The organism is Patescibacteria group bacterium, assembly GCA_041662965.1.
In the GTDB taxonomy this organism is placed as follows: domain Bacteria; phylum Patescibacteriota; class Patescibacteriia; order Patescibacteriales; family GWC2-42-12; genus JACPHD01.
In genome coordinates this window covers 42,173-59,090 of record JBAZRI010000006.1, presented here as the reverse complement: position 1 = coordinate 59,090, position 16,918 = coordinate 42,173, and the positions used below count along the sequence as shown (strand labels likewise).

16 protein-coding genes are annotated in these 16,918 nt (G+C 41.7%); 6 read left to right on the top strand and 10 right to left on the bottom strand.

The genetic code is table 11. The features are described 5' to 3' along the window. From WC639_03955 to WC639_03915, 9 genes are all read right to left on the bottom strand, one after another. On the bottom strand, window positions 1-239 hold a 239-nt coding region (locus WC639_03955; GenBank protein MFA6306934.1), incomplete at its 3' end, for an ABC transporter ATP-binding protein. A 2-nt stretch (window positions 240-241) separates the two neighbouring features. Further along, a complete protein-coding gene (locus tag WC639_03950) occupies window positions 242-1,075 on the bottom strand; it encodes an ABC transporter permease (protein MFA6306933.1) in 834 nt (277 codons plus the stop codon). A 67-nt stretch (window positions 1,076-1,142) separates the two neighbouring features. After that, a complete protein-coding gene (locus WC639_03945; protein MFA6306932.1) occupies window positions 1,143-1,910 on the bottom strand; it encodes a class I SAM-dependent methyltransferase in 768 nt (255 codons plus the stop codon). Between the two features lie 56 nt (window positions 1,911-1,966). Then, window positions 1,967-3,025 carry a glycosyltransferase gene (locus WC639_03940; GenBank protein MFA6306931.1) on the bottom strand — a complete coding sequence of 353 codons (1,059 nt, stop codon included), beginning with the start codon at window positions 3,023-3,025 and terminating at the stop codon, window positions 1,967-1,969. Beyond that, window positions 3,022-3,951, bottom strand: coding sequence for a GDP-L-fucose synthase (locus tag WC639_03935; protein ID MFA6306930.1), 930 nt, complete (start codon window positions 3,949-3,951; stop codon window positions 3,022-3,024). The genes WC639_03940 and WC639_03935 overlap by 4 nt, the downstream gene beginning before the upstream one ends. Window positions 3,952-4,044: 93 nt before the next feature. Continuing rightward, window positions 4,045-5,286 (bottom strand): ATP-binding protein, encoded by a 1,242-nt coding sequence (locus WC639_03930; protein MFA6306929.1) that lies wholly within the window; start codon window positions 5,284-5,286, stop codon window positions 4,045-4,047. A 233-nt stretch (window positions 5,287-5,519) separates the two neighbouring features. Next, window positions 5,520-6,563 (bottom strand): GDP-mannose 4,6-dehydratase, encoded by a 1,044-nt coding sequence (gmd, locus tag WC639_03925; protein ID MFA6306928.1) that lies wholly within the window; start codon window positions 6,561-6,563, stop codon window positions 5,520-5,522. Window positions 6,564-6,593: 30 nt separating this feature from the next. Further along, on the bottom strand, window positions 6,594-6,842 hold the full coding sequence (locus tag WC639_03920; GenBank protein MFA6306927.1) for a helix-turn-helix domain-containing protein: 249 nt from the start codon (window positions 6,840-6,842) through the stop codon (window positions 6,594-6,596). A 76-nt stretch (window positions 6,843-6,918) separates the two neighbouring features. Next, window positions 6,919-8,268, bottom strand: a complete 1,350-nt coding sequence (locus WC639_03915) for a sugar transferase (protein MFA6306926.1) — start codon at window positions 8,266-8,268, stop codon at window positions 6,919-6,921. A 130-nt stretch (window positions 8,269-8,398) separates the two neighbouring features. Between WC639_03915 and WC639_03910 the strand changes: the two genes are divergently transcribed. The 5 genes from WC639_03910 to raiA all read left to right on the top strand — a co-directional run bounded on the left by WC639_03910 (window position 8,399) and on the right by raiA (window position 12,772). Further along, window positions 8,399-9,418, top strand: coding sequence for a DNA polymerase III subunit (locus tag WC639_03910; GenBank protein ID MFA6306925.1), 1,020 nt, complete (start codon window positions 8,399-8,401; stop codon window positions 9,416-9,418). 24 nt (window positions 9,419-9,442) lie between these two features. After that, on the top strand, window positions 9,443-10,522 hold the full coding sequence (locus WC639_03905) for a YCF48-related protein (protein ID MFA6306924.1): 1,080 nt from the start codon (window positions 9,443-9,445) through the stop codon (window positions 10,520-10,522). Between the two features lie 24 nt (window positions 10,523-10,546). Then, complete coding sequence (gene frr, locus WC639_03900; GenBank protein MFA6306923.1) at window positions 10,547-11,101, top strand: ribosome recycling factor; 555 nt, start codon at window positions 10,547-10,549, stop codon at window positions 11,099-11,101. Window positions 11,102-11,129: 28 nt separating this feature from the next. Beyond that, window positions 11,130-12,293 carry an RIP metalloprotease RseP gene (gene rseP / locus WC639_03895; GenBank protein ID MFA6306922.1) on the top strand — a complete coding sequence of 388 codons (1,164 nt, stop codon included), beginning with the start codon at window positions 11,130-11,132 and terminating at the stop codon, window positions 12,291-12,293. Window positions 12,294-12,415: 122 nt separating this feature from the next. Next, a complete protein-coding gene (raiA, locus tag WC639_03890) occupies window positions 12,416-12,772 on the top strand; it encodes a ribosome-associated translation inhibitor RaiA (protein MFA6306921.1) in 357 nt (118 codons plus the stop codon). 338 nt (window positions 12,773-13,110) lie between these two features. Here raiA and WC639_03885 read toward each other — a convergent pair whose 3' ends face one another. Further along, a complete protein-coding gene (locus WC639_03885; protein ID MFA6306920.1) occupies window positions 13,111-13,851 on the bottom strand; it encodes a hypothetical protein in 741 nt (246 codons plus the stop codon). Between the two features lie 180 nt (window positions 13,852-14,031). Here WC639_03885 and secA point away from each other — a divergent pair, with 180 nt between their 5' ends. Further along, window positions 14,032-16,875 (top strand): preprotein translocase subunit SecA, encoded by a 2,844-nt coding sequence (gene secA / locus WC639_03880; protein ID MFA6306919.1) that lies wholly within the window; start codon window positions 14,032-14,034, stop codon window positions 16,873-16,875. Window positions 16,876-16,918 lie beyond the last annotated feature (43 nt).

The window sequence follows — 16,918 nt, the reverse complement described above, 5'->3', positions numbered from 1 at the left end:
CCGTTAGAGCCGATAATGCCGACCGCCTCGCCCTTATTAATCGTAAAATTTATATCTTTTAACGCCCAAAATTCTTCTTTGGTTTCTCTGCCTAGAACCTGTTTAGTTTTGTGCTTTAAAAATTTTAGAGGATTTTTAAAAGTATTGGCGATAACATCGCGCAAAGCGATATATCCGCCCAGGCGATGGGTAATATTATATTTTTTTCCTAAATTTTTTACCTCAATCATTGAATTCATATTTAAATGATGTCCGCGAAATATCTTTCGGTTTTTTTAAAGTAAATTACGCCGAAAATCAGTAAAATAAAGCAGGTAATACCGGAGATGCCTAAGAGTTCCCAGTTAATCGGCGCGCCGCCGAGTAGCGCCGAACGCGCGGCTTTAATTACTCCGGTCATGGGGTTAATGGCTAAAATCCAGGAATATTTTCCTGCAATTGAAGGCGGGTAAATTACCGGCGTTAAAAATAACATAATCTGGATAAAAAACGGCAGAGCATAGCGCACGTCGCGGTACTTAACGTTGATTGAAGCTAAAAATAAGCCGATGCTTACCGCGGCCATGAAACTTATAAGTAAAAGCAGAGGCAGAATTAATAGGCCGGCTAAATTCGGTGTGTAATGGTAATAGGCCATCAGACCGACTAAAATAATTGAAGCGACCGCGAAGTCAACTAATTTAGTTAGAGTAGAGGCTAGCGGCAGGATCAGGCGCGGAAAATAAACTTTAGTAATGATTGATTGGTTGGAAATCAAACAGCTTGACGTTTCGCTTAAAGCCGAAGAAAAAAATTGCCAGAGTAACAGGCCGACATAAACGAAGATCGGATAAGGGATGCCGTCGGAAGGCATTTTGGCCAAGCCGCCGAAAAAGATGCTAAAAACAATCATGGTGGTAAACGGCTGGAAAATAGCCCAAGCCACGCCGATGGCGGTTTGCTTATATCTGACTTTTAAATCGCGCCAAGTAAAAAAATAGAGCAACTCGCGGTATTGCCAGATTTCTTTTATGTCATTTAAAGAAAAAGTTTTTTTCGGCCTGATTATTGTTTCCACCCCGTTAGAAGTTTTCATATTAATTAATGATTAAAGACAATTTGTTTTTGCCCGCTAAAATTGGTACTTCTAACGGGGTAAATATTTATTTTTTACATAAAGCGACGACGATATCGCCGTTATTTCTAAAAAAGTTTTTATTGCCGGCGAATGTTTCAAGTTTGTTTAATAGCTGGTTTAATAATCCCATTTTATAAAACGGCCAGGGCAGGGAAAAGCGGAAAGTGGAAATTTTTTCTATAATTAAGGCTCTAGTTTTTATTAATTTTGTGAATTCGCCGATTTTATATGATTTATGCGGAAAATATTTTTTATCAGGCAGTAGTCTTTTAAGTAGCCGGTAGGGGGAGGATAATAGTTTAATCGGCAAGTTAAGGAATTTACTGACCAGATTATCCTCGTTGTCCGTGCTGATAATTAAATAACCATTTGGTTTTAGCAGGCGGTATAATTCAGTTAAGCCTTTTTTATCGTCTAAAAGATGCTCAATCACCTGGGTGCATAAAATTATATCAAATTTTTCATCGGCATAGGGCGCTGCTTCCAGGTTGCCCGATTTAATTTCAGCTGTTGGCGCGTTGTTTTTAGCGATATCCACGATGGTTTGGGAAAAATCAAAGCCGTGGAGCCGCGCTTCCGGGTATTTATCGCCCATATATTTCAGATAAATTCCGTTGCCGCAGCCGGCGTCTAAAAATGAAAAATCCGTTCGGCCGATTTTTTCCGCCGCCTCGTTAAGGTATTCAGCCAGGCCTTCATGCTTGCGGCTGAATTTCAGCTTACCGCCCTTCGCGTATTTAAGCGAGCGCAGATGATAAGCTTGCTCGTATTTTTTCCATTGGTTATCCGGCATAAAATGTTTTATAGTTTGGCGATTAATTGGCATGATGCCTGTTCGGCCTCTAAGCTTTATTTTTTTTCCGCCAATGAACCGATTATTTTTGCTAATTCCGCCGTTAAGCCGGCAGGCCGCAGGTTGTTCGTAAAAAATTCATAGCTGGCTTTGGCTAAAGATTCTCTGGTTTCCGGATTATTTTTTAAATATAATATTTTTTCCGCCAAATCCTCTCCGTCCCCGGCGCGGCAGAAAGCCACTTCATTTTCGGAAAATAATTCTCTCATGGCCGGCGTGTCCGCGGTTAAAAGGGCTTTTTGGCAGGCCAGGCATTCAAAAATTTTATTGGATATAATCCTTTGCGTTTTTTCTCCCGAGCCGAAAATTCCCAAGCAAAGATCAGCCTTATGGACGGAGTCTAGTAAGCCCTCAATCGGCAGAAAACCGCGTATCTGGAATTTTTCCGCCAGCTTCAGTTCGTCAACTCTATTTTTAATCCGCGTGAAATCCTGCCCGGCGCCGACTAAGCTGAAAATAATATTTTCTCCTCTTAGCTTTTCGGCCGCGTCAACGATATAGTTGATACCCTGGTTGCGGATATATGATCCGTGAAAATGGACTAAAAAATCAGCCGAGGCCGGTTTAGCCGGCGCCGGGCGGAAAATATCCGTATCGGCGCCGATAATTACTCGGATAAATTTTTTCGTCTTTAGGCCGAATGTTTTGGCGAAATATTTAATGTGCTCGCCGGTATCTAAAAGTATCCGGTCGGCTAAAGAGCCTGACAGCCAGTCTAAAAGCCAAAAATACCAAGCTAAGGGATGGAGGCGGCTGACGGCTCTCCGGTCGTTTACCATAGCGTCGTAAAGCGAAAAAAAAGCGTCAAAAATAATCGGCCGGCCGGTAATCAATTTTGCCAAAATCATGGCTTGATAGCCGGGGAAGCCGACGATCATCACGTCATATTTATTTTTTAAGGCGCGGTGCTTTTTTATCAAATCAAAATATTTTTTTGGCCCCTTAAGCCGGCTGTTGCATTCTAAAATCTCCAGGCCGTTGGCTCTTAAGCCGGCCATTATAATTTTATTGCGGTTGTAGTCAGCTTTATAAATGCCAAAATAGCAGACAGTCATACTTTATTTTTTAAATACCAGCCGTAAGCCAGCTTTAGCCCCTGCTCTAAATCTATTTTATGGCTCCAGCCCAATTTATTAATTCTCTCAACATCTAAAAGTTTTTGCGGCATACCGTCCGGGTTATTAGTGTTATACGCCAATTCGCCTTGGTAGCCAACGATTTTTTTTATCAGTTCGGCTAATTCGCTGATAGCAATATCTTGGCCGGTGCCAACGTTTAGAAATTGCTTTTCATTATAGTTTTGCATCAGCCAAATTACCGCTTCCGCCAAGTCGTCAACGTATAAAAATTCCCGCCTGACTTTGCCCGAGCCCCAAATTTGCACCTGCGCCTCGTTTCGCAATTTAGCCTCATGCAGGCGCCGAAGCAGGGCCGGAATGACATGGGAGGTGGCTAGATCAAAATTATCATTTGGGCCGTACATATTGGTAGGCATGCAGGAGATAAAGCAGCGGCCGTATTGTTCAAATATTTTTTCGCATAATTTCATGCCGGCGATTTTAGCTAAAGCGTAGCCTTCGTTAGTCGGCTCCGGCTTGCCGTCTAAGAGATATTCTTCTTTCATCGGCTGCTTGGCTTGGCGCGGGTAAATGCAGGAAGAGCCGAGGAATAAAAGTTTTTTTACATCGCTTTTGAGCGCCGACCAGATAACGTTATTTTGAATCAGCAGATTTTCGTATAAAAAATCCGCTCCGTAATTTACGTTGGCGCCGATGCCGCCGACTCTGGCCGCGGCTAAAATTACATATTCGGGCTTAGCCTCGGCCATAAATTTTTCCGTAGCCCGCTGATCAAATAAGTCAACCTGCTCGCGAGTTTTTAAAATCAGATTAGTGAATCCTTCGGCGGAGAGTTTTCTTAAAATCGCCGAGCCGACTAAACCCTGATGGCCGGCTAAATAAATTTTAGAGTTTTTATTCATATAATTAAATCCGAATAAATTAATTAGACGCCGCGCTACGAATACGGCTCATCCGAATCAATCAGAATGCTGTGAATAATTAAAGATGCATAATTAATTTTCAACCAACCAGCGATAGACTGGCTGTATTTTTATTTTTTTTCCGCTTATTTTTATTTCTTCTTCTTGGTCTTCCGTCAAAATCACGCCTGACGGCAAATCAAATTTTATCATTGCTTCAAGCAGTCCGTCCATCTCCCGTTTTTTATTGTTGCCATTAAAATCGAGAGATACTTGCAGGGCTTGTTTTATTTTATTTTTTTCCAATAGGATGAAATCGCATTCTTTTTTCCCTCGGAAAAAATATGCCTCCTGCCCCCTTCTTTTTAGTTCAATAAAAACGATGTTTTCTAAAAGCCGTCCGCGGTCTTCCGAAACGGAAAAAGCGATTTCGTTGCGCAGGCCATTGTCTATTACATATATTTTTTTGTTTGAAGTGTATTGTTTTTTTAAGGAATAATCATATTTGTACAATTCAAACAGTAAATAGGCTTCTTGCAGGAACGAGACGTATTCGCTAACCGTGGCGGCTGTTTTTATTCCCAGTATTTTTGCCAGGGAATTATAGCTTGCTTCTTTGGTAAAATTAGTAAAAAGCCAATTGGCCAAAAGTCGGAACGATTTGATTTCACGGATGCCGAATCTGGCGATTATGTCCTTATAGATTACGTCTTCATAAATTCTTTTGACGGTTTCCGTATCTTTATTTTTTATATATTCAGGAAAGCCGCCGCGTGATAGGTATTCGCTGAAAAATTTGCTTAACACGGCTTTTTCCTCCGTTGTTTTCGCTTGAGCCGGGATGTTTTTGAATTTAATAAACTCAACGAAAGAAAAGGGGTAGAGTTCCAGTTTTTTATATCTGCCGGTTAGATGGGTGGATAGCTCTGACGACAAAAGCTTTGAATTTGAGCCGGTAATAAAAATTTTATAGCCCTCATCATGAATCCGCCTGATAAATCGCTCCCAGCTTTTTATATTCTGAATTTCATCAATAAGAATGTTCGTTGATTTGAAGTTTTTTTGCCAGACAGCCAGCAAATCATTAAAATTATCAACGGTAAAATTTATCAGGCGCTCATCGTCGAAGTTTATGTAATAAAAATTATTTAAATGATCGGCGAATTGCTTTAAAAGCGTGGATTTACCGCAGCGCCTAATTCCGGAAATAACCACGACTTGCTCGGTAGCTAGATATTTTTTAATATTAACCATTCTTTCCATGCCGCTATTTTTGTTTTTGAATTGGCTGAATTGGTCAATAAAAACTTCTTCAATTTTGCTTTTTTCTAGCATATTTATATTATCAATATATAAATTATTGTATTTCTTATATTACTAATATATATAATTATTAATAATTTGTCAAATATTAGCTAATATCTAAATTATAAAATACTATTTCGCGTTTTATGCTTCTTTCTCCCTCTTTTTGAACTATTAAGGATTTATTAACAGTTGGAATTTTTTGAAGTTCCCGTCCTTTAGCCTTCGCATGAATGACAAGAGGGCGGGAATGGCAAGTCTATTTATAGTTTTGCTTTCTCTTTTTCAAAATCCGCTTCGGCCATGATTTTTACCAGTTCCGTGAATTTAACTTTCGGCTCCCAGCCGAGTTCAGTTTTGGCTTTGGCATAGTCGCCGAGCAGTATCGGCACTTCGGACGGCCGGAAATATTTCGGGTCTATTTCAATAATTGTTTTGCCGGTTTTTTTGTCTACGCCAATTTCTTCTAACCCTTGGCCCTGCCAGGTGATTTCCATGCCTAAAGTTTCAGCGGTTTTATTTACGAACTCTTTAACATCATGAGTTTCGTTAGTGGCTAAAATATAATCATCCGGTTTGTCTTGCTGGAGCATTAGCCACATGCCATAGACAAAATCTTTGGCATAGCCCCAATCGCGCTTAGCGTCTAAATTGCCGAGGAATAATTTTTCATCCAAACCTAATTTAATCCTGGCCAGGCCGCGAGTAATTTTTCTGGTGACGAAAGTTTCGCCGCGGCGCGGGCTTTCGTGGTTGAATAAGATGCCGTTGGTGGCGTATAAATTATAAGCTTCGCGGTAATTTTTAGTTATCCAATAAGCGTAAACTTTGGCGCAGGCGTAAGGCGAGCGGGGATGGAAGGGCGTGGCTTCGGTAATCGGCAGTTTATCAACTAAGCCGAACATCTCGCTTGACGAGGCTTGGTAAAATTTAGTTTTTATTTCAGTATCTCTGATGGCATCTAACAGCCTTACCGTTCCCAGTCCGCTGATATCGCCCGTATATTCCGGCAGGTCAAAGCTTACCCGGACATGGCTTTGCGCTCCTAGATGATAAATTTCATCCGGGCTGATTTTTTCTAAAATGCGGTTTAAGTTACTGCCGTCGGATAAATCGCCGTAATGCAGAAAAAGGTGCACGCCGTTAATATGCGGGTCTTTATATAAGTGGTCAATCCTTTCGGTGTTAAAAGTGCTGGCGCGTCTGATTATGCCATGCACTTCATAGCCTTTTTCTAAAAGCAGCTCTGCCAGATAGCTGCCGTCTTGGCCGGTTATGCCGGTGATTAATGCTTTTTTTGTGCTCATAAAATAAAAAAGCGCGAGCTTAATCACGCTTTACCATTTATTTATAGTATTTACGACTTTTTGCTTTATATTTAAATATGATTTTATGGCTTTTTTTTCCACCTCCGGAGAAACCAGGCGCAGGATTTCTTTGCCCAGTATTCTATATTGCCCGCCAACCTTGTTAGCTTTAATCAAGCCGTTTTTAAGCATGCGCTTAATAGTGCTGTTGCTGATTTTTAGCAGTTTTTGCGTTTCCGCCGTAGTATAGATTGTGTTTGGGTCAATTTGCGTAGGCATGGGATTAGTATAGCAAAGAGGTCAAAAGGTGTCAAAACGGGTCAAAGTATTTATAGGACGTCGGACGTCTTGTGGTTTACATGCCGCCTCTGGAAATTACCGTGGCGACGGTTTTTAAAATAATGGACAGGTCTAAAAATAAAGATCGGTTTTTTATATAGAAGAGATCGTATTGCAATTTTTTTAAGCTGTCTTCGCGCGACGGCGAATGATATTCGCCGGAAATCTGGTCCGAGCCGGTCAGGCCGGGCTTGACTAAAGTTCTTTGGCCATAGAAGGGGATTTGCTTTTCAAGCTCAAGGATCAGCTCCGGCCGCTCCGGGCGGGGCCCGACGAAGCTCATTTCGCCTTTCAGTATATTAATAACTTGGGGCAATTCATCAAGCCTGGTTTTTCTTAGAAATCCGCCGAACTTAGTTATGCGGGGATCGTTCGCTCGGGTCGGCGCGTAATCATTATTTTTTTCTCTCATGGTTCTGAATTTTATCAACTTGAATACTTTATTATTTTGTCCGGCCCGGTTCATAATAAAAAATATCGGTCCGGGACTCTCTAGTTTAATTATTACGGCGATAATAATCCAGAAGGGCAGAGTAATAATAAAAATCGCCAGAGCGATAATGAAATCATAAATTATTTTTAGGCGGTTAAACCAGATTTTATTGCTTTCGCTTAAGTTTTCTAAAAACCACATTTGGTTAACCGAATCCAGCGGGACCTTGCCGGTTATGGCTTCGTAGAAATTAGGCAGGCTGACATAATTTATCCGGCGGTAAAGCGAATTGAATAAAACAGCGCGCAGATTTTCCGACCGGTGCGGGTCGGAAGATAAAATAACCGTATCCAATTTATTTTCAGCCAGCAATACTTCCAAGTCGGTAATCGGTCTGATGCCGGCCGCCTGCTTTTCGCCGCTGTCGTCAACTATAAAGCTTAGATTATAGCCTAGATGGGGCTTTTGCCTGAACTCGTTGATAATTTCCGCCACTAAATTATTATAGCCGACGATGCCGATATTTCTTTTAGGCAGGTATGATTTTAGCGAATAATTATAGAATTGGCGCCAAAGATAAAAAATAACCGCGAAAACTATGATATATATGAATAAATTGGTTTTCGGCGCGATGCCGATTCGCGGCATTAAATAAAAGAAAGTAAGCGAGGCCAGGCCGGCGATAATCAGGGCGCGTCCGCTTGATTGGTAAAATTTTATATTGTTTACGGCTAAATTCAGGTTATATAGATTAGAGATATAAAAAATGATCAGCCATAAAATAAAAATAGCCGTGAACGGCCAGAAATGCGCCGCCCAGGTTTTAGCTTGGTAGTCGCTTAAATATCTGATTACTAAAGTCAAATACAAGGAAAAATAGAGGACGGCTATGTCCCCGCCGAGCAAAACTAGTTTTTTAAGTTTATTATTCATGGGATTATTATACTAATATTCGGCCGTAAAAGTCAACCAAGAAAAGACGTCCGACGTCCCCGGGACGTCGGACGTCTAAGCGAAATTAATATTTTTTGACTTGTCTGCCATAAAAAGTTATAATTATTTCATGAAAACTGAAGCCGCTAAATCAAACTGGCCTTTAGTCGGCAATGGCCATATTTTTGAGTTTTTATCTAAAAGTTTGGCTAAAAAAAATATTTCCGGCAGCTATATCTTTACCGGTCCGGCTAATTTGGGCAAAACCACGGCCGCGCATTTTTTCGCGCGCAGCCTGGTTTGCGAAGCTAAAGATAAATTAATTTCGCCTTGCGGCAAATGCCCGGCCTGTTTAGAAGCGGTTAAAAATATCCATAGCGATATTTATTTAATTAAAAGAGAGGAAGATAAAAAAAATATTTCCATTGAGCAAGTCAGGGATTTTATCAGAAATTTAAGCATGAGCTCGTTTTTAAATTCCTATAAAGTCGGCATTATCAAGGGCGCGGAAAATTTAAGCGAAGGGGCGGTTAGCGCCTTGTTAAAAACTTTGGAAGAGCCGAAAATTAAAGTGGTGATAATTTTAACCGTTACCGACCTTGAATCTTTGCCCAAAACCATAATATCGCGCAGCCAAATTTTAAATTTTTTGCCGGTTAAAAGCGACGATATTTACGATGATTTGATTAAAAACCATCAAGCTTCAAGGAGCCAGGCTAAGAATTTTTCCCGCTTGTCGGCCGGCCGGCCGGCGCTGGCCTTAAAATTTATAGAAGACAAAGAATACTGCGAAAGCTACAAATCTTACGTTAAGTCTTTCGCCGGCTTTTTAAGCCCTGATATCAACGAGCGTTTTAGCGCTATTGAAAATATTTTAGGGAAAGACGCGCGTGGCCAGGAAGCGGTTAAATCGGCGGCCGGGATTATTGATATTTGGCAGAATTTAGCCAGAGATTTAATGCTTATGGAATTGAATTTAAGCGATTTAATCCAGCATGAAGCGTTTGCTAAAGAGCTGGAAGCGGTAAAAAATAAGCTTAGCCTAAAAACGCTGTTAAATTTAATAAATGTTTTAAAGCAGAGCCGGGAATATTTGGCGGCCAACGTTAATCCTCGGCTGGCGCTGGAAAGCGTGGCGGTAAGCTTTTAAAATTTAAAAAATTAACTAAAATATATGCTAAAAAATAAATTTTTAAAAGTTGGGTTATTACTGCCGTTAACCGCGCTTATGCTGGCCGGCTGTTCATTAAGCCTTAATACCGGCTCAAGCTCAAGCACAGGCGGCCTTAATGACGGCGGAGTTTTTAAATCTTTAAATAAGGGAGCGACTTGGGCGCAACTATCCTCAATCCAGGGCGTTAATGCTAAGAGAAGTTTTGCCGGCGTTGACATTATCTCTTTAAGCCTTGATCCGAGCGATAATAAAGCTATTTATGCCGGCAGTTTTGAAAATGGCTTGTTCTATAGCTATGACGGCGCTCTTGGCTGGCAGATTGCCGCCGGGTTAGGCAAGGTAAGCATAATTAGCGTCGCGGTTGATCCGGCGAATAAGTGTATTATTTATGCCACAGCGGCCAATAAAGTTTTTAAATCTGAAGATTGCAGCCGCACTTGGGCGCAAGTTTATTTTGATAATGATTTGCAAGCGATTATAAGCTCGCTGGTGATTGATCATGCGAGCAGCAATAATATTTTTATCGGAACTTCTAACGGCGATATTATTAGAAGCTCGGATAAAGGAGCTAGCTGGCGCGCTTTAGACAGGGTTAACAGCCGGGTTGATAAAATTGTCATTAGCCCGGTTAGCTCGAAAGTCATGTTCGCCGGTACGGCGACTAAAGGTATTTTTCGCTCGGTTAACGGCGGCGATAAATGGGAAAAAATGGCCGATAAATTAAAAGATTTTGACGGCAGCAATCGTTTTCGCGATTTAATCATAGTAAAGTCGGAAAAAGCAAACATATTTTTAGCCACTGATTATGGCTTATTAAAATCAACCGATGACGGCGACACTTGGTCAAAAATTGAGCTTTTAACCGAAGAAGAAGAAGCTAAAATATACTCTGTCGCCGTTGATCCTAGCGACGTTGACCAGATATATTACGCGACCGGCACGACTTTTTATCGTTCGTCGGACGGAGGAAAAAATTGGTCGTCAAAAAAATTGCCAACCAGCCGCGTCGGCTTTAAATTGTTGTTAGATCCGAAAAATCCTGCTATCCTGTATTTGGCGGCCAGACAGATTAAGAAATAATTAAATGATATTTAATGATATTTTATGAATCAATACATTCAAACCAAGCAAGCTGATTTTATTAAAGCCATTGATTTTTTTAAGAAAGACATCTCAAGCCTAAGGACCGGACGGGCTAATCCGGCTATGCTGGACAACGTTTATGTTGATGCCTACGGCACGAAAACCGCTTTAGTCGGCCTGGCTTCAATCAGCGTACCCGAAGCGCGCAGTATCGTTATTACGCCCTGGGATAAAACCATTGCCAAAGATATTGAAAAAGCTCTGACAGCCGCTAATTTGGGCGTAAATCCGGTTAATGAAGGCGATAAAATCAGGCTGGTGGTGCCGCAATTAACCGAGGAAAATCGCAAAGAGCTGGTTAAAAAATTGAGCGAAAAAATGGAAACAGCGAGAATAGCGTTACGGCAAATTAGAGATGAAATTAAGAATATGATTGAAGAAGCGTTTAAAGATAAAACCATGAATGAAGATGATAAATTCAGATTTATTAAAGAATTGGACGAAGAAATCACCAGGCAAAATGACGCTTTAAAAAGTATTAAAGATAAAAAAGAAGAAGAAATAATGACGATCTAAACTGATTGTCATTGGCATTCAAATTTTTATGTTTCTAACTATCATTACATTCATCATAGTTCTCTCTGTCCTGGTTTTCGCGCATGAGCTCGGGCATTTTATGATGGCGCGAAAATTCGGCGTTCGGGCCGAGGAATTCGGTTTTGGCTTTCCGCCCCGAGCTTTCGGAGTTTATAAAAATAACCAGGGCCAATGGAAATTTATCCGGGGCGCTAAAGAGGTGAGCGATTGCCCGGGTACAATTTATTCCATCAATTGGCTGCCGCTCGGCGGCTTTGTAAAGATTAAGGGCGAAAACGGCGAAGGGGGAAATGAGCCGGACAGTTTCGCCGGTCGGCCGATTTGGCAAAGAGCTTTTATGCTGTCGGCCGGCGTGACCATGAATATTATCTTGGCCGCGGTTTTAATCAGCGCCGGTTTTATGATCGGCCTGCCCCAGTCTTTAGACGGCCAGCTAAGCGCGCGCGCGAATGTCAGCGATAAAAAAATCCAAATTGTAGAAGTCATGAAAAATACTCCGGCCGAATCAGCCGGCTTGCAAATCGGCGATACTATCGTCAGCATAGATAACAATAGTTTTTTAAATTATGAAGAGTTGCAGAATTACGTAAATTCTAATATCGGCAAAGCATTATTTTATAAAATAAAACGCGGCCGGGATTTAACCGAGGCGAAGATCGTTCCCGAGCTGATGCCGGAGACGAATAGGGGAGGAATCGGCGTCGCCATTACCGAAACCGGCATAGTTAGCTATCCGTGGTATTTAGCGATTCTAGAAGGCGTTAAAACGACTTTTATTTTAACTTGGGCGATTATTGTAGCTTTTTGTGAGCTAATTAAAGGTTTAATTTTAGGTCATGGCGTGACCGCTGATTTATCCGGTCCGGTGGGAATCGCCACCCTAACCGGCCAAGTCGCGCGGATGGGTTTTGTTTATTTGCTCCAATTCACGGCTTTACTGTCAATTAATTTAGCGGTCATAAACTTTTTTCCTTTTCCCGCGCTGGACGGCGGCCGAATATTGTTTTTAATCATTGAAAAAATAAAGCGCTCGCCGGTTAAAAGCGAAGTTGAAGGCGCTATCCATAATATCGGCTTCGCGCTGCTAATGCTCTTGGTGCTGATAGTGACTTTTCGGGACGTAGCCAGATTTGGCGACGCGTTTAAGGGGATTTGGGAAAGAATATTTTAATAACTCATTTATTGTCATTTCGAACGCAACGAAGTGAAGTGAGAAATCTATAATACACGTTGCAAACAATTAACCAACTATTATAGATCTCTCGCTACGCTCGAGATGACAAATAACAATTTATGCAACTAAACATTAAAGCCACTAATTTGGAGTTAACGCCTGAATTAAAAACTTACGCGCAGGAAAAAATGGATATGCTGGATAAATATTTAGGCAAGCTGAAAGTTATTAGCGCCCGCCTGGAAATCGGTAAAACCACTAACCATCATTTAAAAGGCGAAATCTATTCGGCCGAAGTTAATATTTCCTTGGGCAGCGATTTGCTAAGAGTGGAAAAGACGGAAAAAGATTTGTTTAAAGCCATTGATAAAGTAAAAGACCATCTGGAATTAGTGATAAAAAAGTATAAAGATAAAAAAATAGACAGAAAAAAGCAGAAGCAGAAATTTAGTTCTGTACTGTCATCCCGGGCTTGATCCGGGATCTAGGGGTTGAAGGAAGAAAGTTGTTCATTGGTTAACTGTTAGATATCCGTTTTTAAATTTATAATAAAAGAAAAACCACCAGTGATGAATCTGGTGGTTATTTTTTGAGCTTTTAAAGCTTCGGGCGGCCGTTTACCCTCGGCTTCCAGGCAGACTTCAACCGGCGTTAGTGGTGACTAGCCTAAGGGATGATTTTTCATCCTCCTAACATAGTATCAGCCAGACTCAATACCTTGCCCGTCTTTTGCTTTTTAGGCGCGGGCGTTCCCTGCATAAATTTATCGCATTTTTACCTCCTTGGTTGGTCGTTTGCAGTTATCTGCGTTAAATTAAGTTAGCTGGCTTAACAACTCAGGGTGTTTCGCCAGCCACATAAAAAAGGTGTTGTTGGCAACCGCGGCGTTGTAATTAACGCCGTCATGCACCTTTTTACCAATCCGGCAGAAGAGCTCTTTAAGGCTGATATATTCAGCCTTATAAATAAGTTCTTCTTTGTCGGTTTGCCCGGTTACTTTTTTGAGATCAATCTTGATCTCAATCAGCCGGGATGTTGTGGCGCAAAAAGTGGGATTTGGATAATGTTCCCCGAAGGGTTTTACTTCCAAAATTCCTTCCGCCGTCGCGCCGACTTCTTCAAGCGCCTCTCTAGTGGCTCCGCCTATTGTTGATTCAAAAATACTGGCGGCGGCGCCATCTCCGATGATTTTTTTTAAAAAACCCATCACCGGTTGTCCGAATTTAATAGGCGAATCGGCCGGTGTTCCGTAAGGATTGTCAATGTCGGGAGGATTATTGGCAAATGGCCTTTCTTGTATGGTAATTCCTACCTTACAGGTACCATCGGCCTCAAACCCATAAACCACCGCATTAATATTAGGCGGTTCATAATATACCCCGCGACCGAAATCAAGATTGCCGTCGTTTTTTAGCTGAACCTGAACAGCAACTTTACCCCAACGAGAATTAATCTCGCCAGTTTTTTCGTTTATTACCCAGGCGCTTGCGCCGCTTTTTTTCTGAAATTGCGGATCCATTTCTAAAGCATCTGGCAAACTAATCCATTTTTTCATGGCTATTCTCCTCCCATTTTTTAATGTCCGTATATTTTTTTTGAAAATATAAATCATATTTTTATATCATATTATTAATATTTTGTCAATATTAGGTAAATTCATTGATTTTTTACATAGTAAGATGTATAATTAATTTGTTTTAATAAATACCACGCTTAAGCGTGTTTTTTATAATATATGAGCATAATTGATAAAATTTTCGGTGATCCGAATGAAAAAGTCGTGAAGGCTCTGCGGCCGATTGTTGAGCAGATTAATAGCCTGGAAAAAAAATATCAGGCCATGAGCGATGAAGAGTTGCGAGCGCAGACAGGGGAGTTTAGAAAAAGGCTGGGTGTGGAAGAAACCTCACCCCAACCCTCTCCTTCTAAAGGAGAGGGAGGTCTTGACGCAATTTTACCCGAAGCTTTCGCCGTGGTGCGCGAGGCGGCTAAAAGAGTTTTAGGCCAGCGCCATTATGACGCCCAGCTTATGGGCGGCATGGTGCTTCATCGCGGGCAGATCGCGGAGATGCGCACCGGAGAAGGCAAAACTTTAGTGGCGACTTTACCCGCCTATTTAAACGCTTTAACTAAAAAGGGCGTGCATGTCATCACGGTTAATGACTATCTGGCTAAGCGCGACGCCGAATGGATGGGGCGGATACACAGTTTTCTGGGATTAAGCGTGGGGTGCATAACGCATGAAACGGCGTATGTTTATTCCTCAGAGGAGAATTACGAAAATGCAAAGGCTGATGAATCTAAATTAAAACTTGTTCCGCGCAAACAGGCTTATGCCTGCGATATAATTTACGGCACGAACAATGAATACGGTTTTGATTATTTGCGCGACAACATGGCGCCGGATTTAAATTCAATGGTTCAGCGCGGCTTAAATTACGCCATCGTTGATGAAGTGGATTCAATTTTAATTGATGAAGCCAGGACGCCGTTAATTATTAGCGCGCCGGCCGAAGAATCAACCGAGAAATATTATAAATTTGCGCAACTAGTGGAGCTGTTAACAGAAAATGAAGATTATAATGTTGACGAAAAAATGCGCGCCGCCACTTTAAGCGAAGCCGGCATCGCTAGAATGGAAAAACTTCTGGGCGTGGAGAATATTTATGCGGCCGGCGGCATGTCGGACGTGCATCATATTGAACAAGCTTTAAAAGCGCGGGTTTTATTCAAGCGCGACCGCGATTATGTTATAAAAGACGGCGAAGTTATTATCGTTGATGAATTTACCGGGCGCTTAATGCACGGCCGCCGTTATTCAGAAGGTTTGCACCAAGCCATAGAAGCTAAAGAAAAAGTGGATATTCAGCGCGAATCCCAGACTTTAGCCACGGTTACTTTTCAAAATTATTTCAGGATGTACGCTAAGCTCTCGGGCATGACCGGCACGGCCGTGACCGAAGCCGAAGAATTTTCTAAAATTTATAATTTGGAAACCGTGGTTATCCCGACTAACCGGCCGATGGTCCGAAAAGATCTAAACGATTTGATTTACGCTACGGAAATCGGGAAATTTAAAGCCGTGGTTGAGGAAGTAAAAAGGCGGCACGCTCTAGGCCAGCCGGTTTTAGTCGGTACGATTTCCATAGAAAAAAATGAAATTTTAGGCGAGATGCTGGAACGCGAAGGCGTAATCCCGCAAATTTTAAACGCCAAGCATCATGAAAAAGAAGCGCAAATTATCGCGCGGGCCGGAGAATTCGGCGGAGTAACTATCGCTACTAACATGGCCGGCCGCGGCGTTGATATTATTTTAGGCGGCAATCCGGTTGATTTAGAAGAGCAGAAAAAAGTAATTCAGGCCGGCGGTTTGCATATTATCGGCACCGAACGCCATGAATCAAGGCGCATTGATAATCAGCTTAGAGGCCGCGCCGGTCGCCAGGGCGATCCCGGGTCATCGCAGTTTTACGTTTCCATGGAAGATGATTTGATGAGAATTTTCGGCGGCGACAGGATGAAAAGTTTGATGAAGACTTTAAAAGTTCCGGAAGATATGCCCATAGAAAACGGCATGGTGTCGCGCTCCATTGAATCGGCGCAAATGAAGGTAGAAGGCAATAATTTTGATATCAGAAAGCATTTGGTTGAATATGATGACGTCATAAACAAGCATCGCGAAACTATTTACAGAAAAAGAAGAGAAATTTTGGAATTGGCGGAAGCTAGTACTGTCATTGCGAGTGCTAGCGAAGCAATCTCACGAACACCATCGGAGCAAGAGAATGCTTCGGTTTCTACTGTATCTGGCGATGAAAATAAAACTTTGTCTTCCATAATTTTAGAAATGGTTGAAAACGAAATTGAGCAGGCGGTGATTTTTCATACGGCCGCGGATAGCGCTCGCGACTGGAATGTCCAGGAAATTTATCAGGTAACCTCGACTATTTTTAACGTTGAACCGAAATTAAAAGAAGATTTGGCCGCGCTGATTCAAGACGGCGATAAATTGGATAAAGTAAAAGTCAGGACAAAAATTATTGAGCATCTGGCCGGTTTGGCTAAAAGTAATTATGAAAAAATTTCCAAGCTGGCGGCTGAAGCTAGCGTTAATTGGCCGCAAGTTGAAAAGTCGGTTTTAATCAGGTCAATGGACATGCTGTGGATTGAGCATCTTGAAGCCATGGACCATATGCGGCATGGCATCGGGCTTCGCGGCTACGGCCAGCGCGATCCGCTGGTAGAATATAAAAAAGAGGCTTATATTTTATATAATGAATTAAATAATCTCACTCAAAAGCAAGTCGCTTATTCCATATTTAAAGTGGCTGATTTGGGAAATTTTGTCGCGCCGACTTTAAAAACGCGTCCGCAGAATTATATCGCGCCGGCTAAAACTATGGATAAGAATACGGGTTCGTTCTCGGCATTTAAAACCGGCGGCGATGATAAAAAGAAAAATGAAACCGTTGACCTGGTGCATGAAAAAGTAAAAGACGCGGAAGGGGAGAAGATCGGCCGTAACGACCCCTGTCCGTGCGGGAGCGGCAAGAAGTTTAAAAAGTGTTGTGGGAAATAAATATATTTAACCTTAGCCATTTATTTTCCCTTGATTTTATCTT